This window comes from Jutongia sp. (assembly GCF_057878315.1).
Genome location: NZ_DBLXSO010000045.1, coordinates 1 through 24,472, shown reverse-complemented (window position 1 = coordinate 24,472; position 24,472 = coordinate 1). Strand labels below are relative to the sequence as shown.

General features: G+C 45.7%; 18 protein-coding genes. 2 read left to right on the top strand and 16 right to left on the bottom strand.

Annotation, left to right across the window (positions count from 1 at the left end):
* Positions 1–77: 77 nt before the first annotated feature.
* The 6 genes from ACZLMD_RS10340 to ACZLMD_RS10315 all read right to left on the bottom strand — a co-directional run bounded on the left by ACZLMD_RS10340 (position 78) and on the right by ACZLMD_RS10315 (position 10,310).
* Positions 78–641, bottom strand: coding sequence for a hypothetical protein (locus ACZLMD_RS10340; RefSeq protein WP_486818228.1), 564 nt, complete (start codon positions 639–641; stop codon positions 78–80).
* Between the two features lie 304 nt (positions 642–945).
* Positions 946–3,237: an ABC transporter permease gene (locus ACZLMD_RS10335; RefSeq protein WP_486818229.1), complete on the bottom strand. Its 2,292-nt coding sequence runs from the start codon at positions 3,235–3,237 to the stop codon at positions 946–948.
* 4 nt (positions 3,238–3,241) lie between these two features.
* Positions 3,242–4,003: an ABC transporter ATP-binding protein gene (locus tag ACZLMD_RS10330; RefSeq protein ID WP_489495660.1), complete on the bottom strand. Its 762-nt coding sequence runs from the start codon at positions 4,001–4,003 to the stop codon at positions 3,242–3,244.
* Between the two features lie 51 nt (positions 4,004–4,054).
* The gene (locus ACZLMD_RS10325) at positions 4,055–5,581 is read right to left on the bottom strand and encodes a leucine-rich repeat domain-containing protein (protein WP_486818231.1); all 1,527 of its coding nucleotides are present in this window, start codon (positions 5,579–5,581) and stop codon (positions 4,055–4,057) included.
* Between the two features lie 250 nt (positions 5,582–5,831).
* Positions 5,832–9,305: a leucine-rich repeat protein gene (locus tag ACZLMD_RS10320; RefSeq protein ID WP_482522300.1), complete on the bottom strand. Its 3,474-nt coding sequence runs from the start codon at positions 9,303–9,305 to the stop codon at positions 5,832–5,834.
* Between the two features lie 174 nt (positions 9,306–9,479).
* Entirely contained in the window at positions 9,480–10,310 is an 831-nt protein-coding gene (locus ACZLMD_RS10315) for a helix-turn-helix domain-containing protein (protein ID WP_482522301.1), read from the bottom strand.
* A 210-nt stretch (positions 10,311–10,520) separates the two neighbouring features.
* Here ACZLMD_RS10315 and ACZLMD_RS10310 point away from each other — a divergent pair, with 210 nt between their 5' ends.
* Complete coding sequence (locus ACZLMD_RS10310; protein WP_118559855.1) at positions 10,521–11,999, top strand: DUF1846 domain-containing protein; 1,479 nt, start codon at positions 10,521–10,523, stop codon at positions 11,997–11,999.
* 194 nt (positions 12,000–12,193) lie between these two features.
* Here ACZLMD_RS10310 and ACZLMD_RS10305 read toward each other — a convergent pair whose 3' ends face one another.
* From ACZLMD_RS10305 to ACZLMD_RS10275, 7 genes are all read right to left on the bottom strand, one after another.
* On the bottom strand, positions 12,194–14,029 hold the full coding sequence (locus ACZLMD_RS10305; protein ID WP_489495659.1) for a hypothetical protein: 1,836 nt from the start codon (positions 14,027–14,029) through the stop codon (positions 12,194–12,196).
* A gap of 124 nt (positions 14,030–14,153) precedes the next feature.
* Entirely contained in the window at positions 14,154–15,068 is a 915-nt protein-coding gene (locus tag ACZLMD_RS10300; RefSeq protein ID WP_022306681.1) for a chemotaxis protein, read from the bottom strand.
* Between the two features lie 56 nt (positions 15,069–15,124).
* The gene (locus tag ACZLMD_RS10295) at positions 15,125–15,835 is read right to left on the bottom strand and encodes a hypothetical protein (protein ID WP_482522335.1); all 711 of its coding nucleotides are present in this window, start codon (positions 15,833–15,835) and stop codon (positions 15,125–15,127) included.
* 109 nt (positions 15,836–15,944) lie between these two features.
* Complete coding sequence (locus ACZLMD_RS10290; RefSeq protein WP_489495658.1) at positions 15,945–17,522, bottom strand: sensor histidine kinase; 1,578 nt, start codon at positions 17,520–17,522, stop codon at positions 15,945–15,947.
* Positions 17,523–17,528: 6 nt separating this feature from the next.
* The gene (locus tag ACZLMD_RS10285) at positions 17,529–18,200 is read right to left on the bottom strand and encodes a response regulator transcription factor (RefSeq protein ID WP_022306684.1); all 672 of its coding nucleotides are present in this window, start codon (positions 18,198–18,200) and stop codon (positions 17,529–17,531) included.
* Between the two features lie 31 nt (positions 18,201–18,231).
* On the bottom strand, positions 18,232–19,350 hold the full coding sequence (locus ACZLMD_RS10280) for an FKBP-type peptidyl-prolyl cis-trans isomerase (protein ID WP_482522333.1): 1,119 nt from the start codon (positions 19,348–19,350) through the stop codon (positions 18,232–18,234).
* 65 nt (positions 19,351–19,415) lie between these two features.
* Positions 19,416–20,090 (bottom strand): HAD hydrolase-like protein, encoded by a 675-nt coding sequence (locus tag ACZLMD_RS10275; RefSeq protein ID WP_482522332.1) that lies wholly within the window; start codon positions 20,088–20,090, stop codon positions 19,416–19,418.
* A 547-nt stretch (positions 20,091–20,637) separates the two neighbouring features.
* Between ACZLMD_RS10275 and gdhA the strand changes: the two genes are divergently transcribed.
* On the top strand, positions 20,638–21,990 hold the full coding sequence (gene gdhA / locus ACZLMD_RS10270; RefSeq protein WP_022306687.1) for an NADP-specific glutamate dehydrogenase: 1,353 nt from the start codon (positions 20,638–20,640) through the stop codon (positions 21,988–21,990).
* A 183-nt stretch (positions 21,991–22,173) separates the two neighbouring features.
* Here the strand turns inward: gdhA and ACZLMD_RS10265 are convergent, their stop codons facing one another.
* From ACZLMD_RS10265 to ACZLMD_RS10255, 3 genes are read right to left on the bottom strand one after another with little or no spacing between them, the layout of a single operon-like run.
* Positions 22,174–22,542, bottom strand: coding sequence for a DUF3783 domain-containing protein (locus ACZLMD_RS10265; RefSeq protein ID WP_482522508.1), 369 nt, complete (start codon positions 22,540–22,542; stop codon positions 22,174–22,176).
* 45 nt (positions 22,543–22,587) lie between these two features.
* Positions 22,588–22,872: an acylphosphatase gene (locus tag ACZLMD_RS10260; protein ID WP_482522509.1), complete on the bottom strand. Its 285-nt coding sequence runs from the start codon at positions 22,870–22,872 to the stop codon at positions 22,588–22,590.
* Between the two features lie 10 nt (positions 22,873–22,882).
* A complete protein-coding gene (locus tag ACZLMD_RS10255; protein WP_482522510.1) occupies positions 22,883–23,947 on the bottom strand; it encodes an NAD(P)H-dependent flavin oxidoreductase in 1,065 nt (354 codons plus the stop codon).
* Positions 23,948–24,472 lie beyond the last annotated feature (525 nt).

Below are 24,472 nucleotides of genomic sequence, written 5' to 3'. Positions count from 1 at the left end.
CCCTTTTTAATTGTCTCTTTCAACAAAATTCCTGTTTTCGTCATGTCAATATTTTTATACATAAGTATTCATCTCCTTCAGCAAAATTCTCCTTCCGTCCAATCAAATGGATAATCCGGATCTTCCCAATATTTTATATGAGTCCAATGTCTTTCATATATCTTAAAATGTCTGCACGCCTGCCTTTCTCCTTCGTTATAAATCCTGTGACAAAATGGCGTGTATATCTCTGCTTCCTGCTCGGTACACGGTACCGTGTGTAATGTTGCTCTACGATCATTAAATAAAGTATCTGCTTTATACACCCATTTGAAAGGTTCCGGTTTACACTGACTATGTCTGTAGATTCTGTCCTGGTACTGTTTCCATGTATACTTCTTGCCATATTCATCATAAATTCCAACTATATTATTGTTTTTCAAACAAAAGTCTTCAAGTTCTTTAAATGTTCTGATTTTCCTATGTTTTTGAAACAACGGACGCCATCCTATGCTTAATTTATTAAGATGGACTTGATAACCAAGGTATGGTTCGTCTACAATTTGATATTCTTCATCTGTAAATCCATAATCTTTTTCAACAGCAAAATACTCTCGCATCAGCTTCTTACTTTTGCTCATCAAATAAAAATTCGTTCCCATAAAATATCCTCCTTTTTCATTTAATGATACCTTATGGAAAACATAATTGCATTGGACTTTTAGTCCAAAATCACCCCATTATCATTTCTCGTAGTCGTTCCGGTTGTGTGCTTTTCGTAAGCCTTTCACCACTTCATAATCTGAGACTTTTGTTAGATTGGTCCCTCTGTCTTGTGGCACATATCAGAAATCTCTGATGTATTCTTCAAATCTTTAATCGGAATTATTTGTGGCATAGCATACACCTCCTTAATTATGGTATAATTATATTCTTTTTCAATCTCTTTATTCACCATCTACAATTTCAGTTTCCAGCCTGCTTTACCACATCCCTGATTGTAAATCCCAGACTCACCGCGAGCAAAAGCAAATATCCCGTAATCCCTGCCACATTCTTCCAATATACCTGAATACTGCTTCCATCGATCACGCCATCCCGGAATATATTCCGTATCGCCATATCGCCGATCAAAACTCCTGCCGCAATTCCGATCAGCAGATAAATTCCGATCTGTATCCAGGCAACCGTATAAATCTTTCCTTTTGAAAATCCCAATATTCGTAAAGTCTGAAATTCTTTTCGTCGGGAATAAAGCATTCCTCTCGCTGAATTGAGCCAGCCAATCCCAGCAACCAGACTCAGCATTCCAAGCACCAGACGGATCATGACGGATCTCTGTTTGAATATCTCATTCTCCTGCTTCATCCTCTCATGATAATCCATCCATGTAATCTGTTGATTTTCCCCGGAGATCTCCTCCAGTACCGTTTTCACCGAGTTCGGACCTTCCCAGATATAAAAGAATGCCTCCCCGGTTCCTCCCAGAGCCGGATCTGCAGCTTCCTTTTCATTCACATCGTTCACATCAATATAAGTCTGGTCTTCCGTATCCAAACCCGCCATGAGATTATTGGCTGCCTCCAGAATCACATATGTCTTTTTCTTTTTGAGCAGACCAGTCCCCAGAGTAATCTTGTCTCCCTCATGATATCCTTTGCTTTTCATGGTTTCCGGAGTCATGACAATATAGTCCGCTTCGTCTCCTTTCCACTTGTTTTTGTAAAAGGAGGCATTGATCCGAAAATATTCCTTAAGATCCGTTGCATACAAAATCCTGATATTATCCGGTATGTTTTTGCATCCCCAGGAATTCACCCGGATCTGATAATAACCTGTAGTTTTCGCCTCATTTCGGATCCGGTCGGCATATTTTTGAACCTGATCAAAGGGAATCCACTGCGTATCATCTATCCAGTCTGCCATATAATCAGCTTCGTGGGTAACGGATTTCACATAAGCCATATCATTGTTCTGGAGAAGTCCCAGAAAACTCACACCCACATAAGAAAACATAGTAAGCAGTGCAATGATCAAAATAATAAAAAAGTTCTGTGCAAGCTTTGGCAAAGCCAGCTTTACTGCCAGATATCCCGGTGTACCGATCATCCTGCGAAGCCATGTCATACGTGGTCTGAATCGGCTCACCTTATGACTTCCCGTTTCCTGAAATACCTGAATCGGCAGTACACTCTGACCACGAATAAAAAAGAACAGTACAATGCCGTTAAAAATTATAAAGATCAGACCGGTAATTCCAAAAAGACTTCCCCACCGGATTGTCACATTTCCTTCAAAAAGATTTAGTTTGTGATTAAGCATTGACAAAAGACAGCGGTCAAAGAAAACAGTGCAAAGCATCCCCAGACCACAGCCGACCAGACTCAAAAATAAAGACATCACACCGAAAAACAAGGATATCTGTTTCTTCGATGCACCAACCGTGCGCATCACTGCCATATCTCGCCGATATTTCCGAAGATATTCGTGGAAATTGCTCACAATAAACATTCCACTGATCAATACCACAACGCCGGAAAGTATCTGTATCATCGCCTGAAAGATTTTGAACAATTTTTTCACCGTTTCATCCTCTTTCACTGTAAACACAGAAAAATTCTCAGACATTTTCTCTAAACGACTGCTAAGCCCTGAAGTCTCCTCATCTGGACACTGCAAAAGCATATAATTGCTCTTTCCCTTACTATCTCCCAGAAATTTATGAAGCGCATCCCGCTCCATGATCACCATACACCTTCTCTGATCTGTATACGAATCATTTCGCAGAATCTCTCCTACTTCAAATGTCTTTTTGCCTATTTGAAAGGTATCTCCCTGTCCCACCTGATATTTTCTTGCCAGATATTCATTGATAACCACTTTGCTGCCCTTTACCGGAAAAGAATATTTATAACGGCTCCGGTTAATGGCATCATCCTTCACTCCCAATGCATAAATATCCTGATCTTCTTCCAGTTCCCGGTAAAATCCGTCCGTATAACCGGTGATCTGATCCAGTGCTTTGATCTTTTTGATTTCCTCGGACGTAAAATAACTTCCATCCTCCGTGGAAACTCCTATCTGAAAATCTCCATATTCTTCCAGAACTCCCTCTTCATATTTCTGTTTTGCATTTGCAGAAAGCTGAAACATACTGACACAAAGAAAATCCGCAAAAAAGATGCTTAAAATACAGGTTATCGTTAAAAAACGGCTTCTCTTCAGAAATGTGACGGCAAGCTTCACAATACACTGCATACCATCACCGCCCTTTCTTCAGGGACAACATCTTAAATTTATCAACAATCCGGTCCATATCATTCCCGTTTTTCTGACAACGATACTCATCACGAACCAGTCCGTCATGCAAAAACAGAATGCGGTCGGTATATGCTGCCACCATGGCATCATGCGTCACAATGATAATGCTGTGATCCTTCTCCTGCTGCAGCTCGAGAAAAAGCTGCATGATCTCAATCGAGGTATTGTAATCGAGATTGCCGGTAGGTTCATCCGCTAACAACAGCTTTGGTTCCGTGATCAATGCCCTCGCTATGGCAACGCGCTGGCGCTGACCTCCGGAAAGCTCTGTGACAGCATTCTTTTTCTTATCAAGGATTCCCACCTTCTCCAACATCTGATCTGTCTTCTCCCAGATGACACGATTCTTTTCCCCGGCAAGCATCAGAGGCAGTGCCACATTCTCCTCTACCGTCAGATCCTGGATCAGGTTAAAGTCCTGAAAGATAAATCCGATCTGTTCTGCACGGATCCTGGTCGCCGCCGGCTCTGTTCCATAATCTTCTCGAAGCTCCCCATTCAGCCGGATTTCTCCTTCATCGGCTGCATCCATCGCTCCGAGGATATGTAACAGCGTACTCTTGCCGGAGCCGCTGCTTCCCATGACTGCGATCATTTCCCCCTGCTCCAGCGATAAGGACACTCCGCGCAGAGCCTCAAACGATTCTTTTCCCGTTGTGTAGCTCTTGTGAATATTATTTACCTCTAAAATAGTTTCGCTCATTGATCCATTTCCCCTGGCAATCTGCCACTACCAGATTCCTTTCCCCGTATTTTATCGATATACCACCTTTACACCATACTTTTTTGCCTGTCGTTTAAGCCAGTTACGATCCTTTACGGCAAGCTTTTTGCTGGCAATGATCTTTTCAACCGGTTTCTTCGTTTCCCTGCGGATATATCTTCCGGTCTCGAGATCATACCACCAGAAATATTTTCCGTTCATCAGATTGATGACATTTTTCTTATGAATGTTTTTGAAATTTCTGCTCTGTGACAGGTCTGCCACCCGGATCGGATTGCCATCAAAAAGACTTCTATAATAGTTTGATTCACTGGAAAGCTGCTCATTGTATCCTTTGCTCCAGATATCAGCATCCGGCAGAGAAATCTTTGTAATCTTATTGTTACGGCAGGAAAGCCATAATAAGTTTTTATTCCGACGCAGATCAAGCCTTTTCAAACGGTTCCCGGCAGCCTGAAGATTACGCAGCTTTGTCATTTTAGACAGATTGAGTGTCTTTAGACTATTTTTATGTACATCCAGCAAAGTCACCGGACTTTTCGTGGTGCAGATCAGCTTTGTCAGCTTGTTATTACCGCACATTACACTGCTTAACGATGGAAGTCGGCTGATATCGAGCTGTAACAGCTGGTTAAAAGAGGCATCCAATGCCATCAGTCCTTTATTCTGACGGATGTTTAACGTTGTAAGCTGATTAAACGAACAGTTGACTATCTCAAGCTGTGTATTCTGACTGAGATCAAGCTGTGTCAATTGATTATGTCCACACCCCAGATTGGTCAGCTTTTTGTTCTGGCTAAGATCCAGTTCTCTTAACTGATTGCCATTACACTGCAGCGTAAGCAGCTCTGTATTCTTACTGACATCCAGTGTATCCAAAGTCGGCGAGTCGCAATATAAGCCACGCAGTCCCGTGCAGCCGGATACATCCAGATGATTTACCTTTGTCACAGCCACACCGGATGCCACCCGTGCAACCTCTTCTACACCATATTCTGTTTCCACATAATATGATCCCCAGCCTGTGCTGAGATCTCCCTCATAAAAGCCCGGGAAGGAAAGCCTGTCTAAGCCTTCTCCGGACACCTGCAGCGTATCGATCACGGAGTCGGTCAGATATATTTCCTGCAATGACTGCGGCATATGATCGATCACCAGCCTGTTGCAGGACACTCCCGCCAGTGCAAGCTTCTGACAGGCAGTCAGATGTTCCAGTCCTCTGGTATCGGCAATATCCTTTCCGGTCAGATCATTGCCGGATATGATCTTATCGTAATACAAATAATCGCTGTATAATGGTGATACCGCCAGCGTATCTTTTCCTTTCAGCTTGCAAGACGCATTCGTAAGACAGGTTATGTTCTGAATCTCCTTCTCCGACAGGATTCCGTCTCCATTCACATCGTAAAGCGGCGTCTTCATCAGATTTCTAAGCCATTCTGATGGGAAATTCTGCTCGTTGACCACCAGATCAGCCGCCATGGCTTTTCCGGTCATCCCTCCCATGGCAAATGTCATCGCAAGTGCCAGTACAAACGTGATTCTTTTCCATTTCATTTTCATAAAGTACCTCCTCTTCTGTAAAAATCCCCAACTGCTTTCCCTTACATGATACTATAAATGTATTAAATCCATTTTGCAAGCAAATTATGGCAGATCTATGACACAAACGCGATATTTGCAAATATCCGAAATGATATTATATATCTGCGCACATTATATCGAAAAAACAGGTCTGGAATTTCGTCATTCCAGACCTGTCGTAACATCTTATTTTCCAATCGGATCCTGTTGTTTCACAGTCTTTTTATTTTCCGATCTTCATTGATTTCTTATAACCTGTTTTGGCGGTAAAGAGCTTCTTGTAAGCCTTTACATTCTTTCCACAGGAAATCTTTGCCTTTGCGGAAATGCCCTTGACTGCATTCTTACCAACCTTTGTAAGCCCGGTGGACTTGATCACGATCTTCTTTAAGGCTTTATCCTTTGCAAATGCTTCCTTTCCGATGGAGGTTACATTCTTGCCGATCGTGATCTTCTTCAGCGCACTGCAGCCTGCGAACGCCTTATCGGAAATCGCTGTCACACGGAAGGAATAGGTTGTTCCGTCTGCAGTCGTCTTAACCATTGCCGGTACTGCTGCCGTCTTAAGCTTCTTGCTTGCCGGTGCCTTAAGTGACACGGTCTTTTTCGCTGCATCTGTCACCACATAGGTCATTCCCTGTGCCGTAAAGCTGTATCCCTTCCGAACGGAAGATGCAGCAGGAGCTGCAGGCTGATCCTGTGATGGAGCTGCCGATGGCACTGCTGTTGCCGTAGGGCTTGGTGCAGGCTCCTGTGAAGGTACTGCTGACTGCTCCGGTTCCCGGCTCGGCGACGGGCTTGGTGTGCCAATATCAGGTACTACATTTTCGGTCAGCTCTGTCGGGAGCTCTTCCTCCGGAAGTCCTGTTTCTGTTCCAACCTTTGGAGTCATTGTTACTTCCTCTCCGTTATACACGGAACCGATGACTGCTACTGCATCCACGGCAAGGCCACCGCTTGCCACCTCAATGGATACCGTATGCTCTGTATCCTCAAGGCCGTCGATCTGATATGCCGTACACATATTGTCTGCAACCCAAAGCTTCGCTCCTTTTGCGTAGCTCTCGCCATCCACAGTTACGTTTAATGTACCTGCATCTGCCTTGTTGTAGCCTAACAGCTCAAGACCTGTTCCCGTGAAAGTATAAGTAAGCTTTGCGCCTGTTCCCGTGCTGTAGGAAGCACTTCTCTGATAGGTAAACATTCCCTGGTTTGCACAGGTAAGAGACCATCTGTTGTTGTAGATCAGCTTTGCATTCTTCTCCGGTGTCAGATCATAAGTCTCCATGTTGTCAATATATTCATTGTAATATGGTGCATAGCCCTTGATCTTTGTTACTGCCAGATTATCAAATCTTGTATAAGTGTTGCCGCTTCCGATCGCCACACGACCTGAGGTGATCGGATTGCTGTCCTCATAGGTTGCAACAAGCACATCATTGATATATGCCTTGATCACGTTGCCCTCGCCGCGAAGCTTAAGCTGGAACCATGTTCCCGGTGCCACCTGCTTTACATCAACGGAGCCTGTCTGAAGCTCTGTTGCCTTTGTGGATGTGGAGCCCATTTTTGCACGGTACAGGATCCATGTACCATCATCGTTTACCTTGAGTGAATATCCGGCACAGTTGGAAAGATTCTGTGTTCTTCCTGTCTCACGGATACCGATCTGTGCATACTGCTTCTCTGCTTCACGCTCAAACAATGCATCAATGGATGCGGTGTAGTTTGTCCAGCGGTAGTCACCGATCAACGTCACAGGATCACCACTGTTCCATGCTGTTCCCACGCCGGTAGACTGCTTATCCACCTGCTGGCGCAGCACATGGTTGCCGTTGCCGCTCTTATATACCTCAAATGCACCGTTTAAGGTGTGCGTGTAACGTGCCATTGCACCCTTCTGTCCTCCACGGGATTCGATGTAATCCTCGGTCTCTCCGGTGAACCCTCCCTTTCCGTCAAGAACAGGCACTGTCTTACCGGTATACTCGAAATCATCTGCATATAAATATCCATCGTCAACATTCTGTACATCACCGGTCGCATCGGTGTCGAGTACGGTACGCTCGCCCTCTACCGGCATTGCCTTTGTGTGCTCCTCGCTGTCGGATACGTCAAGAGAGGTAACGGTTACTGCCGAGTTTGGTTTTACCTCGAAGGAATATACGCCATTCTCATCCGCAGACAACTCCTGAATGCATTTCATATAGTTTTCGTTAAATGCACCGTCATCAGCTGCTCTTGTCTCCCAGAGCTCTAATTTCTGATCAGCCGCTAACTTCATGTTCTTCGTCTGAAGAGTGTAGGTCATCGGATACTCGCTGTCATTGACGATCACAGTTGAGAAGTTATCCTTTGTGGGTGCAGCCAGTGTCATGTAGTTTTCTCCACCGGCACGGCCATCGACTGCATTACTGCTTGTCCCCTGATAAGCGGACGCCTTACTTGCGGATGGAACACCACGCCAGATGCCTGCTGTGTTGTCCTCGTTCTCCCAGCCTGTCACTGCGAACTTGCTGATATGTGCCAGAACAAGAAGACCTGCATCATAATGCATCCAGCCGGACCATGGATCTCTTGCGCTGACCAGCTCTTTGAAGGAATACTGTGCGCCCTCATAGTAAGCACCGATCGCAGGCTGATAGATCACATGTCCGCGGCGTGACTCTACGAAGCTCTTGATCACGGTATTGCCCATTTCAAGTGCACTTCCGGAACCGCCAATACCGGTACCTGCTACAGTCGGAGCCTTATCGGTTGTTGCCGGACGGAAGGCGGAATTGGAGAAGGTTGCCTGCTCCTCGCTGTTCCATACTTCCTTGTCAACGACCTCGGCAAGCCACTTCATTCCACCGTTATTGTCATCTGCCGTCTTATAGTGATAACCGACTACATCCACGGCATCCATAAATTCCTGATCACTCTTCATCGTCTCTGCAACGGAATCACTGACTACATTTGCCTCGTCAGAAACAACCAGCTTGATCTTCCTGAAAAGCTCCAGAGCCTTCTCATCCTTGATGGTTGCTGTACTCTCTGCAGCGATCCATTTTGCAAACTTCTTGGTATATTTTACATCGCCGGCACCGCTCCACGCTTCGTTAACATTCGGATTAATATAATCAACCATATAACCGTACTTCTCATAAGCGGCAAGAATACTCTGCTTATACCAGATGTACCGGTCCTCATCCTTCTTCACCCACGCCGGTGTACGCCAGCGTAAGATGCTGACCTTCAGATCCGGATTGATCTTTTTGGCATCCGCTGCAAGCTGCCATCCCGGATTACGAAGAACATTGGCTTTCTCACCCTTCGTTCTCATCGTAGCACTCTCTGCACCGGTCGAATTGTTGCGGTCATTACCCATCTCCAGCTTCACATGCGTAAAGATCGGATACTTTCCGCCAAACAGATACTGCATCAGCTCTGCATATTTTTCCGGATTCTGCGACTTATAATCCATCAACAGATCACTGGTCGAATTGGCACTCAGCATACCAAATCCCTTGTAAGTAAGTCCATTCACATTGTCTGCCTTGATATCAGTACCATCAATCACAATGCTTCCTGTCTTCGTTTCCACTGCTGCCCCTTTCTTTGAGGAAATGCCCGCCACACTGACACCGACATTACTTGTCAGTACCATAGAAAGACTCAGCAAGCAAACTCCTGCCTTTTTCAATAATTTTCTCACTATTTACTCCTCCTTACCGATGATGTATAAAGTGTTGTTACTGTCTGTATTATAAGTATTTCATTACCTATTTGACAATCTAAAATAATTATGACATCCCAGTAATATGAACATTTTTCTCATGATTTGTTTTTTCAAAATAAGCTCTACTTTAATAGAAAGAAAAAGACATGGCTACCATGTCAGGCTTGTGCCATGTCTCTTTCTACAGTCTGTCGGCGTGATACCTTCATATTTCTTAAACACCATTCCAAAATAGGTCGGATTGTCATATCCCACCGCCTCGCCGATCTGCGCAATGCTTTCTTCTGTGGTGAACAGCATATTACGGGCAACCGCCATGCGGCGTCTGGCAAGATATTCCATCGGGCGCATCCGCATCTGCTCCTTGAACACGCGGCAGAAATGCTGTTTGGTCACACCACTCATCCCCGCCAGCTCCTCCAGTGTAATGTCATCCGCATAATTTTCATTGATATACACGACCGCCCGGCGCAGGATATCCTTCGCCCCATGACCTCCATACTTTTGATTCTCCTGAAGTGCCTGACGGATATTCATAATATATTCGTACAGAAGCATGGAGCAGCGCTCATCTCCATGGATTGGATCCTTTGCCGCCTGAAGTATCTGGTAGAATATATTTTCTATTTTCTCATTGACGATATTTTTGTCGCAAACAAAGCCCTCAAACCCAAGCCCTTTCAGCAGTGCTGTCAGGTATTCTCCGCGAAAAACCACCCAGCAGGTGGTCCACTCCCCGTCCTTCAACGGATAATATTCATGCGGAATGCCCGGTCCCAGATAAAACAGGCTCCCCGGCTCCAGTGCATAACTTCCTCCGCCAACAAGCAGATGACCTTTCCCGCTTTTGGTATATAAAAGCTGGTGCGATACCAGACCTTCCTCCCGCCTTACATGATATTCCGGCTCCGCAACACCGACACCGGACAGATAAAACGGCAGACACTTTTGCTTTCCAAGGATCGGATAGATCCACTCCATTTTAGTCACCCCTTTCCGGTCTCGAAACACATTTCCTTCTGTTGATTGATAATGCTATCTTACCACAAATCCACCGCTTCGCACATCTTCTTTTTTTGAAGAAATCCCTGTAAATATACTGTATTTTTTCTTCGCAATGTGGTATCCTCATATGTGGCACTTACGATTTTAAAGGATATATATATGAATAATACACAAAGGAGATTCTCAATGAAACGTATTGGCTTCGACAATGATAAATACCTGTCTATGCAGTCTGCGCATATCCGTGAACGGATTGCACAATTTGGTGACAAATTATATCTGGAGTTTGGCGGAAAGCTTTTGGATGATTATCATGCCTCCCGCGTACTTCCGGGATTTGCACCGGACAGTAAGCTTCAGATGCTTTTGCAGCTCGCCGATCAGGCAGAGATGATCATCTCCATCAATGCTGCCGATATTGAGCGCAATAAGATCCGTCACGATCTTGGTATCACCTATGATCAGGACGTACTTCGTCTGATCAAGGTCTATCAGCAAAAGGGACTCTATGTGAGCAGTGTCGTGATCACCCGCTATGCCGGTCAGCCATCGGCGGATCTGTTCCAGAAGAAGCTAGAAGCGATCGGTATTCACGTTTACCATCATTATTCGATTGAGGGCTACCCAAACAACATCGATACAATTGTCAGCGATGAAGGTTATGGCAAGAACGACTACATTGAAACGACACGTCCGCTTGTGATCGTGACAGCTCCGGGACCGGGCAGCGGCAAAATGGCAACCTGTCTTTCCCAGCTCTACCATGAGAACAAGAACGGTATTAAAGCCGGATATGCGAAGTTCGAGACCTTCCCAATCTGGAATATACCGTTAAAGCACCCGGTCAATCTGGCATACGAAGCGGCGACTGCCGACCTGAACGATGTCAATATGATCGATCCATTTCATCTGGAGGCGTACGGCGAAACGACCGTCAACTATAACCGTGACATTGAGATCTATCCGGTACTTGCCGCAATGTTTGAGAGAATCTACGGTCATTGTCCGTACAAGTCTCCGACCGATATGGGCGTGAATATGGCAGGCAATTGCATCATCGACGATGAAGCTTGCCGGGAAGCCTCCCGTCAGGAAATCATCCGCCGTTACTATCAGTCCCTGAACCGTTTTGTCAAGGATGAGGCAACGAATGACGAGATTTACAAGCAGGAGTTGATCATGAAGCAGGCTAAGATCACGGTCAACGACCGCATTGTCGTACCTGCCGCCAATGATCTTGCCCGCGAGAACGGCTCCGCTGCTGCAGCACTGGAGCTTCCGGACGGATCGATCGTAACCGGATCAACCTCTGATCTGCTTGGACCTGCTTCTGCCGTTCTTCTGAATGCGATCAAGGTTCTTGGCAATATTGACAAGAAAGAACATCTGATTTCCCGCACCTTTATCGAGCCGATCCAGCAGCTTAAGACCGGTTATCTCGGAAGCCGCAATCCGCGTCTTCACACCGATGAAGTGCTGATCGCACTGTCCATGTGCGCTGTTTCTGATCCGAAAGCCAAGCTTGCTCTCGAGCAGCTTCCAAAGCTGTCCGGCTGCCAGCTTCATGTGTCGGCAATCCTTTCCGCGATCGATAACAACACGTTCAAAAAGCTCGGTATCGAATGTACGACCGAGGCAGTCTATGAGGGTGCTTCCGGCAACTAAGACCGGCACTGGCGGTGATCGAAGTTTTCCGCGAAAATCATAGTTTCTCATGACGAATAAATACGAACATATATAGCAACAGCCCGGTGGAATCCCCCACCGGGCTGTTGCTATGTCATATATCTGCGCACGATTTCTGCGCATGACGGAGTTTCTAAGAAACTCCTAATATGAGTCCTTGGGGACTCATTATGTTATGACTGCTTCTTCATGGCGATCGCAACCACCTTATCCGTGTAGGAAGTCTTATCCAGAACAAGAAGCTCCCTTGCCTGCGACTCTGACAAACCATACTCCTCATCAAGCAGTGTTACGATCTTGTCCCTGCAGGAATCAAGATCCTCCTCCACCTCAAGACTCTTGGCAGTATCAAGATTCTCATCGTACTTCTTCAGACCTACCAGCAATGCATTGAGTGCATCCGGATAATACTTCATATTATCATAATTCTCATAGGAATTGAGCGCCCGCTGCACCTTCATCACTGTGACGATCTTATCGTATGTCTCCTGATCCGATTTCTTCATGTCCGTACCAAGAATCTCCTGATATGCATCGGTATATTTTCCGGCATCAAAGAAGCTCGTTGCCTCCTTGATCGTTGAACGGTAGCTGAAGATCTTCGTTCCGGAAATCTCTGCTGCAAGAAACATTGCCGCCAGGATCACTACAATGGAAACACCGACTTTATTCAGCTTGCCGGTAACCTCTAATTCAGCCTCCGCATCCTCTTCGGCTTTCTTTGCTTCCTTCTCTGCCTTTTTGGCTGCCTTCTCTTCCTCTTTTGCCGCTTTCTTTAATTCCTTTTCTTCCGCCTTTGCTTTCTTAGCTTCCGCTTTCTCCTCTGCCTTCGCCGCTTTTGCTGCCTTTTTCTCCTCTTTAGCTGCCTCTGCCGCTTCCTTCCTGGCTGCCTCTTCTTCCTGTTCTCTGGCTCGCTCGGCAAGCTCAGCTTCCGCAATCTCATCCGTAACAACATTGCCAAACAGACGCTTCAACAGTCCCGGTTTCTTCGTCACTTCCTGTACCTCAGAAAGCTCCTCCGGAATATCACTGCCGCCAAGTCCTTCCAGCAATGCCTGCATGTCATCATCCGGATTGTCCATTCCATCCTCGTCGAGTGCCAGAATGTCATCCAGACTGAAGGTCTCCTCCTCAGGCTCTACAAGTGCATCTGCTACCTCCGCCCGGGTCTCATCCTGCTCCGGTTCTACCAGTGCATCCGCCACCTCCGGCACAGTCTCATTCTGCTCAGGCTCCACAAGCATATCCGCCGCTTCCGGTTTTGGCTCATCCGCCTCCGGTTCAACAAGTGCGTCTGTCACTTCCGTGCCTGCTGTCTTCGGTGCTAAAAGGGCATCCATTGCAGCCTGCATATCATCCTCTGCGGACTCTGATTCATTCCGCGTCTCGCCCAGGCTCTCTGCCGCGTCCTGTATTGTCCCGGCAACCGGCATCTCATCCTCCTTAGCCTGTGAAATATCGACCTCTCCGGAATCTCCGGCTCCATCATCCTCCTCAGTGTCGAGGGAATCGAATGCCAGCAGTGATTCCAGATCATCCGGAATGCTGTCCTGCAAAGAGACCTCATCCTCTTTACTGTCCGGCGCGATATCATTACTCTCAGGCTCCGCCACACCTCCTGCAGCATCCAGATCATTTAAGAAATCTCCCACCAGATCATCAAGTGATGCCTCAGGCTCTTCCGTCACCTGTGCTTTCTCCACTGTCTCTGCCTGATTGTATTGTTCCGGCACCTCATCTGTCACCAGAGGCTGCTGTTCCGGCACCTCATCTGTCACCAAGGGCTGCTGTTCCGGCAGCTTCTCTGTCATGTCAGCCGGAATATCCTCCTCATCCCCATTCAGATCAAGATCGGAAATATCCCCAAGATCATCCAGATCGGCAAAATCGTCTTCGCCCATGAGACTGCTTAAATCCTCCAGATCCACAAAATCTGCAAGCTTGTCATATTCACTTTTCTCTTCTTCTGCAGCATCTACTGCCGCATCCTTGATATCCTCTTCGCTCAAGCCATTATCTCCTTAATTACCTGTTCTTTATCTGCCCTTTGACCGCTCCATCTGCTCTGTCAATCTCCAGAATTCCGTCAATCACTCAATCAATTCTGTCAATCTGCAAAATTACGTCAACCTTTTAATCTGCCCTGTCAATCTGCAGGATCTCATCAATCGCTCCGACAAGCTGACCGATCTCCGGTTTGGAAAGCTGCATATCTGCTCCCAGACTCTCTCCCTTTTTGCGCATCTCCGTGTTGATCAGAGAAGAGAAAATGATAACCGGAATATGTGCCATATTCTCATTGCTTTTGATCAGCTTGGTCAGATGATGTCCATCCATCTGTGGCATCTCGATATCTGTGATCACGCAGGCAACCTTCTCATCAAGAACACCCTTCTGCTCATATGCTGTCAGCTTATCCCAGCATTCCTTTCCGTTCGCTGTGATATCTACATTATTAAATCCTGCTCTCTTCAAACAATCCAGAAGCATCTTTCCCAGAAGCTGTGAATCCTCTGCAATAAGAATCGGAGAATCCACTCTTGTTCTGCCACTCATATGATCGATATCAGAAACCTTCAGTCCCGTCTCCGGATTGATCTGTGCTACTATCTTCTCAAAATCAAGTATAATGATCAGCTTTTCCCCGATCCGGATAATTCCCGTCGCCATCCCCATGCCTGACGCATTGATCGTCGAATCCGGCTCAATGATATCCTCCCAGGAAACTCTGTGGATTCCCTCCACGCCCTGTACATGAAAGGCTGTATTCAGCTTATTGAAATTCGTTACGATATACATATCCCCCGCCGTAGATGCTGCCTTCGGGATATTCATCACGGTAGAAAGATCCACAATAGAAATGACCTCATCTCTCGGCATAAAGATTCCCTCGATCCTTGCATCTGCATTCGGGATTGGTGTCGGCTTCTGATACGGAAGGATTTCCCGTATCTTCGCCACATTAATACCATAATAGTTCTCGCCCACACGAAATTCCAATATCTCCAGCTCGTTTGTTCCACTCTCCAATAAAATACCTGTCTCCATATAAACCTCAATCCTTTCTATATTCCTGTTATCCCCGGATAACAGCAGCTTCCTTGCTAATAAACAGCAATCTCTCCCGTAACTTTTCCATCCGTCACCTGAATCACCGGATTCTGAAGCTTCTGCTTCCCGTCAATCTCAAATACCAAAACCGCCTCGGAATTTCGACCGGCCTTCATGTTCTCCTTATAATACTGCAGGTCATTCTGCAATATCGTCATCAACGGTTTTCCTAATACTTCGCCTTCAGAGACCAGTGTATACTCAAGATCCTTCTTGAGTAGATTCACCTTCTGCCGTATAGATGCCTGATTCTTCACACGAAAATGCACAATATAAAGCTTGCTGCCACTATGCGCAGTGACCGCTGCATCTGCAGAACCATACGTCTGCTTCAGTTCACTGGACATCATCTTAATGTCTACCTGCTTCAGATCAAACACCTTTTCTGCCGGAACTGTCGCTGCCACCTCACCGGTACCGTCAGAATCGTTTCCTGCCACAGCAGAACCGGACGGTGTTGCCGTCGTCTGTACCGGTTTGCTTGTCGGAGCCGGTGTCGGTGTCGGCGTTGCCCGTAAAATACTTCTGTCATAGTCAAGCATATCGTCATTATTCTTATCATATTTGAGCAGTGCACCTGCCATATACTCCGCTTCCATATCACGATTAACATGATCCAGATCCGGAACAGAACCACAGCCTGTCAGCGTAAACGCCATTACGGCAGCCGCTGCGATCAGTCTTTTATTGGTATGAATCTTCATCTCTCATAATCCCCTTATTCTGTGCGAAAAGTCTCTCGGGCTAATGCTTATATTGTAGCATATTTTCTGTTTCCACGCAATGATTTCAACCCTGCCGCCCTGCGCCGGATCAATGGCTCTGACGATCAAGATCAAACCAGAATTCCACACCGTCATGACAGTTTTTTACACCGCACTGCTGATTCATGGCATCCACGATCGCCTTTACGATAGAAAGACCGATTCCGCTGCCTCCGTAAGCTCTTGTTCTTGCCTTGTCCACCTTATAAAACTTGATCCAGATCTTGTCCAGCTCATCCTCCGGAATCTGTTTTCCTGTATTAAATACACGGATACGGACAACCTTTTCCCGCATTTCCAGCGTAACACGGATCCTCTTCTCCCCATCCACATGATTGATCGCATTGCTGATATAATTCGTCACGATCTCCTCCACCATGTACTCGTCAGCCCAGACGTAAACCGGCTCAGTCTCCTCCATGTAGATCTCCGCATCCTTCTGGTCCGCAAGAAGCGATGCCGACTGGATCACTGAACGGATCACCTGAACGATATCAAAGCGTTCAAAATTGATCTGGTTCTTACCAAATTCGATCTGATTCAGCGTCAGAAGCTTCTTGACCATTTTGTTCATTTTATTGGCTTCATCAATAATGACATCGCAATAAAATTCCCTGCTCTCGCTGTCATCATTGATATTATCATGAAGTCCCTCCGCATATCCCTGGATCAGTGCGATCGGCGTCTTTAATTCGTGGGACACATTCGACAGGAAATCCTTACGCATCTCGTCAATCTGAATCTTATTTTCAATGTCCTTCTGCAGCTCATTATTGGCAGATTTAAGCTCGGAGATTGTCTCCTCTAAGCGTTCCGACAGCATATTAATGCTGTTGCCAAGCCTGCCGATCTCATCCTCCGTGGTGACCGGATATTTTGCTTCAAAATCTAACTGCGACATTCTCGTTGCAATGTCGGTCAGATAAACGATCGGCTTCGTAAAGCTGTTACCAATCATAAACAAAATGATTCCGGATATCAGCACAGCGATCACACCGATATAAGCAAGAAAACGGTTAGAAACCGCTACACTCTCCTTCATACTCTGATAGTTGGTGCTGATATAAACAAAATCGCCGGAGTCAATACGACCGAACAATTCCAGATAATAGGAGCCGATACGCTCATCATAGGATTTAAATACCTGATATTTGTCATTCCCCTTGATAAGTTCTCTGCTCTTTCCCTCAACATAACCATTCACCAGACCAATAACATAGTCCATGGTCTTGTCGCGTACATTCTGCTTCTGGACATTACTCAGGGAATCTGCAGACGGATAACAGAAGGTATACTGCAATATTCCAAAATAATCATTGATCCGGAACAGGTATGCATTCATGGAGCCGTTTTCGGTCAGCGAATCCAGAGTATTAATGCTTTTTTCAGACAGACCGCTGTCGCTTGGACTCCCCTGCTGCTCGCTGTCGTTCTTCACAATATGATTAATCTTACGGAAGGAAGCGGACAACGTGCTTATCTTGCTATGCTGATAGTACATCGGCAAAAAAAGTTGATTGGTAAGCCAGCAGCCAAGGATCGTCAGTGCAAGGATACTGCACAAAACCACGATCAGCTTTGTTTTGATCGAACTGATCTTTCGAAAGGAAACGTTCTTATTTCTCATCGTCAATTACACCTCAAATTTGTACCCCATTCCCCAGATTGTCTTAATATACTCACCCTTGTCACCGAGCTTGCTTCTAAGCTTTTTGACATGTGTATCGATCGTACGGGCATCGCCAAAATAATCATAATTCCAGACATTATTCAAAATACGCTCTCTGGACAGCGCTACACCCTGATTGTTGATAAAATAAGTAAGAAGCTCAAACTCCTTGTAGCTGAGCTCGATGTTTTTGCCATCGATCTTGACCTCATGGGCTGCCTGATTCAGCACAATGCCTCCAACCTCCTTAACGCCCTCTTCGAGGGCATTGGTACGGCGAAGGATTGCTTCCACACGCGCCACAAGGATCTTTGGACTAAACGGCTTGGACACATACTCATCCACGCCCAGATCAAACCCCTGCAGCTCATCCTTCTCGTCACTTTTAGCGGTCAGCATAATGATCGGCACCTGAGAATATTTGCGGATCTCACGGCATACCTGCCATCCGTCCATCTTTGGCATCATAACATCCAGAATGATCAGAGCGATATCCTTATTGGCATAAAACAGGTCCACTGCTTCCTCTCCATCGCCGGCTTCCATCACTTCAAAATTCTGCTTCACCAGAAAGTCACGGACAAGCTTGCGCATTCTCTGCTCATCATCCACAACCAATATCTTTAATTTGTCCATTGTAAGACCTCCTTTAATACCATATATACCATCAACCGGAATACTTCGCATGATCGGCAATCCATGTTTTTACTTTTTCCAACAACAACTGACGCTGCAGATATTCTTTGTTTGCTTTCTCATATTCCTTTGCGGAATCGTATTCATCGGACATATCCTCATACTGTGTCTTGACATATTTTTCGAACTCTTCTTCGGTATAACTGATGTCCTCCTTCTGGGCGATCGCTTCAGAAGCAAGATATTCCTTAGCAGTGTCCTTAGCCAGAGGTGTCAGATCTGTCTTGGTAAACTCCGCCTCGTCCGTGTAGCCAAACATCGGGAAAATCTCTTCTTTGCTGCAATTGTAAACAGCAGCCATGTCATAGTAACCCTGAAGCACTTCCTTCTTGGAAGCCTCCAGCAAGGACTTTGGATACTTCTTCGCCTCACAGGTCTCAAGTACATCCGACCATGCATATTCTGCCTTCTGTTCCTCATTCTCCTTATGCAGTTTCTCCCTGAGGTAATTATTGTACTCCTCGGTTGTCTTGTATTTCTTGGAAATAGATTTCACAAAATCATCCGAATACTCCGGCAGATTTTCCTCACCGCAGATATAAAGCACAGTCGCATGAAACTCTACATTCTTGCCGTCAATCGTCGGATCATCATAGGTTCCTTCCGGCACTGCAACGGTAAACACAACGGAATTCCCTGTCTGCACACCGGTCAGATTCTCCTCAAAGCCATCCAGCCAGTCACCGGAGCCAAGCTCTACATAATCCTCTCCGCAAGTGGCATCCATCTTCTGTCCGTCCACATATCCCTCAAAGGAAGCGCGGATCGTCTGTCCTGTCTGCGTTGTTCCTGCAAGCTGCTGATAGGTTGCATTTTCTTCCCGTATATTGTCGATCTCGTCCTGCAGATCCTCATCCGTCACTTCAAGAGAAACCTGCACGCCCTTATATTCACCGATCGTCACATACTGTACCGGATCATAATCCAGCTTGTCTCCGACCGATTTATGCTGCTGCCACCAGAAGATTCCTCCTGCAGCCACTGCCACGACAGCAAGCCCTGTCACTGCCATGATCACTTTCTTCTTTTTCTTTGCCGCAGCCATCTGAGCTGCTCTTTTCCTGCTGTTTGCCTTTTTGTTTTTACTCATAATAATCCTTTCTGTCTGGTCGTTTTCTTTCTGATATAACATAAGAGTTTCTTCTTATTAAATAACTATCTTTCCTTCATCCCTTCATCACCCACAATCTCCAGGACATCCGATACGCTGTGTGCAATATAATCTGCCCCTGCCTGCTCTAATTCTCCCGGCTCCGCAAATCCATAATATACTCCAAGGGATTCAATCCCGCATTTCCCGGCTCCGATGATATCGTGACGCCGGTCTCCTACCATAATGACATCCCGGTATTCCTCTTTGGAAATATTAAGACGCCGCAGAGCCTCTCTGATCACCTCTGCCTTATCGTTACGTGTGCCGTCCAGCTCGCTCCCCACTGTCTCATCGAAATATTTCATCAGTTGAAAATGCTGCAGGATCCGGACCGCATATGTCTCCGGCTTGGAGGTTGCCAGTGCAAGAAGCTTACCCTGCTTCTTTAATTCTGACAGAACCTGCTCAATTCCTTCATATGGTTTGTTCTCAAACAAACCGATCACACCATATCTTTCCCGATACTTTGCAGTTGCCGTCACAGCCTCCTCACGGGTCATCCCGGTGATCTCCTGAAAACCGTCTACCAGAGGCGGTCCGATAAATTTTAATAAGGTCTCTCTGTCCGGGATCTCCATTCCCGCCGCTTCCAGTGCATAGACCACACAATTCAAGATTCCTTCATTAGAATCCGTCAGAGTGCCATCCAGATCAAACAAAATGTATTTCCATCCCATACTGCCTCTTTCTCACAGAAAACGTATCTGTGTGTATGCTGTTATGTCACTTGTATTCACCATATAATATAGAATATTTTGCCGCCGACCGCAAGCATTAACAAGAAACAAAAAGATCTCTGTAAAATCCAAAAGGGCAAAACCTGCGTTTTGCCCTTGATTTCCGATGCGTTACGAATCCCTTTCGATATAATCAAAAAGAGCCCCGAAGGGCTCTCTTGTGGATAACTCTCGTTATCCAGCGTATAATAGGGTGGGAGTAGAAAGTTTTCACTTTCTGAAATTTATTATACGGATTATATATGTCTAAATTATGTAAAAATTGTAAACATTTCATTCATAATTTCAAAAATATCCCATACTTGTATACAGGTATTTTGTATACAAGTATTTTTTTGTTTATTTTCACAAGTTTAATCGAAAAAAAATGATGCTTTCTTATAAAAAATTGTTGAAATTTCACTATTTTTGTGCGATACTCTATTTAGCGTATTGAGCTAATCATACACACAATTTAATAAAATTAAGAAAAGGAGGTTTTTTAGCAATGGCGTTAAAAAATCAGTATCTGATCGACTTACTTGAAACAGTTAAGAAGAGAAATGCAGGAGAGCCTGAGTTCATTCAGGCCGTAACAGAGGTATTTATGTCTCTGGAGCCTGTTGTTGAGAAAAGACCGGATCTCGTAGAGGCAGGCGTTTTCGAGCGTATCGTAGAGCCTGAGAGACAGATCATCTTCCGTGTACCTTGGGTTGATGACAATGGCAAAGTTCAGGTAAACAGAGGATTCCGTATCCAGTTTAACTCAGCTATCGGACCATACAAGGGAGGTCTCAGACTTCACCCTTCTGTATACAGCGGTATCATCAAGTTCCTCGGTTTCGAGCAGATCTTTAAAAACAGCCTTACTACTCTTCCTATGGGCGGCGGCAAAGGTGGTTCCGACTTCAACCCTAAGGGTAAGAGCGACGGAGAAGTAATGCGTTTCTGCCAGAGCTTCATGACTGAGCTTTGCAAGCACATCGGTCCTGACTGCGACGTACCTGCCGGCGATATCGGAACAGGCGCTCGTGAGATCGGTTACATGTTCGGACAGTACAAGAGAATCCGCAATGAGTGGTCTGGTGTACTTACCGGTAAGGGTCTTACCTATGGTGGTTCCCTCGCTCGTACAGAAGCTACAGGTTTTGGTCTCTGCTACTTCACAGAAGAGATGCTGAAAGCAAACGGCAAGAGCTTCAAGGATCAGACTGTTGTTATCTCCGGTTCCGGTAACGTAGCTATCTACGCTACAAAGAAGGCTACTGAGTTCGGTGCTAAGGTTGTTGCTCTTTCTGATTCTAACGGATATATTTACGATCCAGACGGAATTGATCTTCCTGTTGTTCAGCAGATCAAAGAGGTTGAGCGCGGACGTATCAAAGAGTATGTTGAAAGAACCTCCCATGCAAATGCTACATATACAGAGGGATGCAGTGGCATCTGGAGCATCAAGTGTGACATCGCTCTTCCTTGTGCTACACAGAACGAGATCGATGCAGAGAGTGCCAAGAAGCTTGCTGCAAACGGCTGCTACGCTGTATCTGAGGGTGCTAACATGCCTTCTACTCCGGAAGCTATCGACGTATACTTCGAGAACAAGATGCTCTACGGACCAGCTAAGGCTGCAAATGCCGGTGGTGTTGCCACATCCGGTCTTGAAATGAGCCAGAACTCCGAAAGACTTTCATGGACCTTCGAGGAGGTTGACGGAAAGCTTCATAACATCATGAAGGAGATCTTCAAGTCTTGTGACGAGGCTGCTAAGGAGTTCGGTATGGAAGGAAACTACATGGCTGGTGCAAACATCGCAGGTTTCTTAAAGGTTGCAGAAGCTATGAAGGCTCAGGGTTGTGTTTAATTCATAATCCATTCATACGACAACTAATTCAGGGGATCCACGATTTTCGTGGATCCCCTTTTTCATAGTATAGGAAAATGCTCGAAACATAGCGTTATGTCAACGAGAATTGCAAAGCAATTCTTGGAGGGCAAAACGCTGGTTTTGCCCTTTTCATTGCACTCTGTCCGCTTATCTCACGGGCTAATGCAGAGAGCCATGCTCTCTCTCAAGCTCCCTGTAAACCTTTTCGGCTGTCCAGAAGATATTGTGTGGTGTGATAACCGCTTTCAGCGAAACCGGCTCAATTCCGTCCTTCCGGTACTCTGCCAGAAAACGATCTACAGCCGCCGAGTCCATCCCTGAAAATATCAGCATCTCTCCATCAAATTCGTCACTCTCTTCAACAGCCTCTTTTGCAAAGCCAACGATTCCCGCCAGACTGCCGAGCTTTTGCTGATAATCCCCGGCTGTCACCTTGATAACCTCAATATTAAGCCGGCGGCACAATAGACGGATCTGCTTTTCCTTGGCGCGCTCCATATGAAATACCAAAATCGTTGCTCCCCGCATATCCGTTTCCACCTTTCCTTCGTTTATTATTTCTGTTTCTGCCATTTAATAGCGGATATGAAAGCTCCGCTCATCCTCCTGCACAACCAGCTGCTTCATATCCATATCCACAATGTCAATATAACGGTCATTCTGAAGTAGCTGCAGCATCTGATCAATGGATGCCTCGTCGCCCTGAACCTCCATCAAAACTGTTCCGTCATCCTCATTATAGACCCAGCCTGTCAATCTGTACTGCTCTGCTGCGTATTGAGCCCGGTACCGGAATCCAACCCCCTGTACTCTTCCGTAAAATACAATCCTTCTTCTGATCTCTTTTCTGTCACTCATCTGATCTACCTCAGTCAAAGCCCTGTTTCAGCTCCTCCATCAAATCATGAACCGTTGTCATTTCATGAATCCTTCCTATTTCTGCTCCACAGAAGATCAATCCATTATCTACATCTCCCCGAACGGCTTTGGTCAACGCCTCCGTAATACAATATGGAATTTCATTGATATTACACTGACGCATACATCCATAGCACTTTTTTACCGTGATACGTTTTTCCCTGATCTCATCAAGAAAGTGATTATGAAGTGCTCGTCCGGGCATTCCAACCGGACTCTTAATAATCTCTATCTCATCCGAAGTTCCCTTGATATATGCTTCCTTATATTCCTTTGCCGCGTCACATTCCTCTGTGACGACAAACCTGGAAGCTACCTGAACGCCATCTGCTCCCAGAGAAACCGCATGTCTGACATCCTGCGCTGTGAAGATGCCTCCAGCCACGATCACCGGTATCTTCTGTTGAAATCGCGTTGCAAAACCACGCACAGTCTGTATAATCTCTCTGATTCTTGTATCATAATCAATTGCATCTATATCGTCAAGTTCTTCTTTGGAAAATCCAAGATGACCACCCGCTTTGGGTCCCTCAACCACAATAAAATCTGCGGTACGATGATATTTCTTCTCCCAGCGCTGTAACAGAACTTTTGCTGCCTTTGCCGAAGAGACAATCGGAGCAATCTTTGTGTCACTTCCTTCGACATACTCCGGAAGCTTTGCCGGAATACCAGCACCACTGATGATCACATCTGCTCCGGCTGCCACAGCAGCTTTCACATGATCTGCATAATCTTTTAATGCAACCATGATATTAACACCGACCAAACCGTTTTTTGCCTTTTCCTTTGCCAGACGAATATGTTTAACAATCGCTTTTCTATTGGCGGCTGCCGGATCCGTTTCAAATTCAGCCTCATCATAACCAATCTGTGCGGTTGAAATAATACCAATTCCACCTTCTCCCGCTACCGCTCCGGCAAGCTTTGAACGACTGACTCCAACCCCCATACCGCCCTGTATGATCGGCACCTTTGCTATTTTGTTTCCAATCTGTAATTCGCTCATATACATCCTCCATTCCCGATATTTTCTATACCGTCATTCAATATATTATCTTTTCGCGGTAATGATGTCAATATTTACTTTTATCATTTTCTATATTACATGGTTTTAATTACCACATTCCGCTTTGTACAATAAAAATATTTTAATAACTAAGACTTCCCATACCTCAAATTGATGTATGTCCATAATATTTCTTATGTCCGGTTATTTAGAAATCATATTTTGCCTGCCAATATGTTAAAAATCCGTGAGCTATGACTAAAAAATTGTCTTGTCACTTACGGATTTCGAAAATTCTAATTGCTTTGCTGCTTTGATTTTCGATCAACGCATCCTGCCGTACTCGCCCCGAGGTGGGAATCAGATGTTTCGAAAGGCACTTGCACCCGCCGGTACTTACGCCCCGGATTTTGCAAATGATATAGATACTCCATCGAACATCCGGGGCGTTATGTACCGCTGCGTGGTGCAGTGGTAGCGGGAGCGTGCCGTCCGAAATAGCTGAGCCCACCTATGGGGCTCAGTCGTGCG

What these genes read in the sequence shown, in the direction of transcription:
- ACZLMD_RS10340 (WP_486818228.1), bottom strand. Translation starts at nt 641, where the DNA reads ATGGGAACGAATTTTTATTTGATGAGCAAAAGTAAGAAGCTGATGCGA.
- ACZLMD_RS10335 (WP_486818229.1), bottom strand. Translation starts at nt 3,237, where the DNA reads ATGCAGTGTATTGTGAAGCTTGCCGTCACATTTCTGAAGAGAAGCCGT.
- ACZLMD_RS10330 (WP_489495660.1), bottom strand. Translation starts at nt 4,003, where the DNA reads ATGAGCGAAACTATTTTAGAGGTAAATAATATTCACAAGAGCTACACA.
- ACZLMD_RS10325 (WP_486818231.1), bottom strand. Translation starts at nt 5,581, where the DNA reads ATGAAATGGAAAAGAATCACGTTTGTACTGGCACTTGCGATGACATTT.
- ACZLMD_RS10315 (WP_482522301.1), bottom strand. Translation starts at nt 10,310, where the DNA reads ATGGAGTGGATCTATCCGATCCTTGGAAAGCAAAAGTGTCTGCCGTTT.
- ACZLMD_RS10310 (WP_118559855.1), top strand. Translation starts at nt 10,521, where the DNA reads ATGAAACGTATTGGCTTCGACAATGATAAATACCTGTCTATGCAGTCT.
- ACZLMD_RS10300 (WP_022306681.1), bottom strand. Translation starts at nt 15,068, where the DNA reads ATGGAGACAGGTATTTTATTGGAGAGTGGAACAAACGAGCTGGAGATA.
- ACZLMD_RS10295 (WP_482522335.1), bottom strand. Translation starts at nt 15,835, where the DNA reads ATGAAGATTCATACCAATAAAAGACTGATCGCAGCGGCTGCCGTAATG.
- ACZLMD_RS10290 (WP_489495658.1), bottom strand. Translation starts at nt 17,522, where the DNA reads ATGAGAAATAAGAACGTTTCCTTTCGAAAGATCAGTTCGATCAAAACA.
- ACZLMD_RS10285 (WP_022306684.1), bottom strand. Translation starts at nt 18,200, where the DNA reads ATGGACAAATTAAAGATATTGGTTGTGGATGATGAGCAGAGAATGCGC.
- ACZLMD_RS10280 (WP_482522333.1), bottom strand. Translation starts at nt 19,350, where the DNA reads ATGAGTAAAAACAAAAAGGCAAACAGCAGGAAAAGAGCAGCTCAGATG.
- ACZLMD_RS10275 (WP_482522332.1), bottom strand. Translation starts at nt 20,090, where the DNA reads ATGGGATGGAAATACATTTTGTTTGATCTGGATGGCACTCTGACGGAT.
- gdhA (WP_022306687.1), top strand. Translation starts at nt 20,638, where the DNA reads ATGGCGTTAAAAAATCAGTATCTGATCGACTTACTTGAAACAGTTAAG.
- ACZLMD_RS10265 (WP_482522508.1), bottom strand. Translation starts at nt 22,542, where the DNA reads ATGCGGGGAGCAACGATTTTGGTATTTCATATGGAGCGCGCCAAGGAA.
- ACZLMD_RS10260 (WP_482522509.1), bottom strand. Translation starts at nt 22,872, where the DNA reads ATGAGTGACAGAAAAGAGATCAGAAGAAGGATTGTATTTTACGGAAGA.
- ACZLMD_RS10255 (WP_482522510.1), bottom strand. Translation starts at nt 23,947, where the DNA reads ATGTATATGAGCGAATTACAGATTGGAAACAAAATAGCAAAGGTGCCG.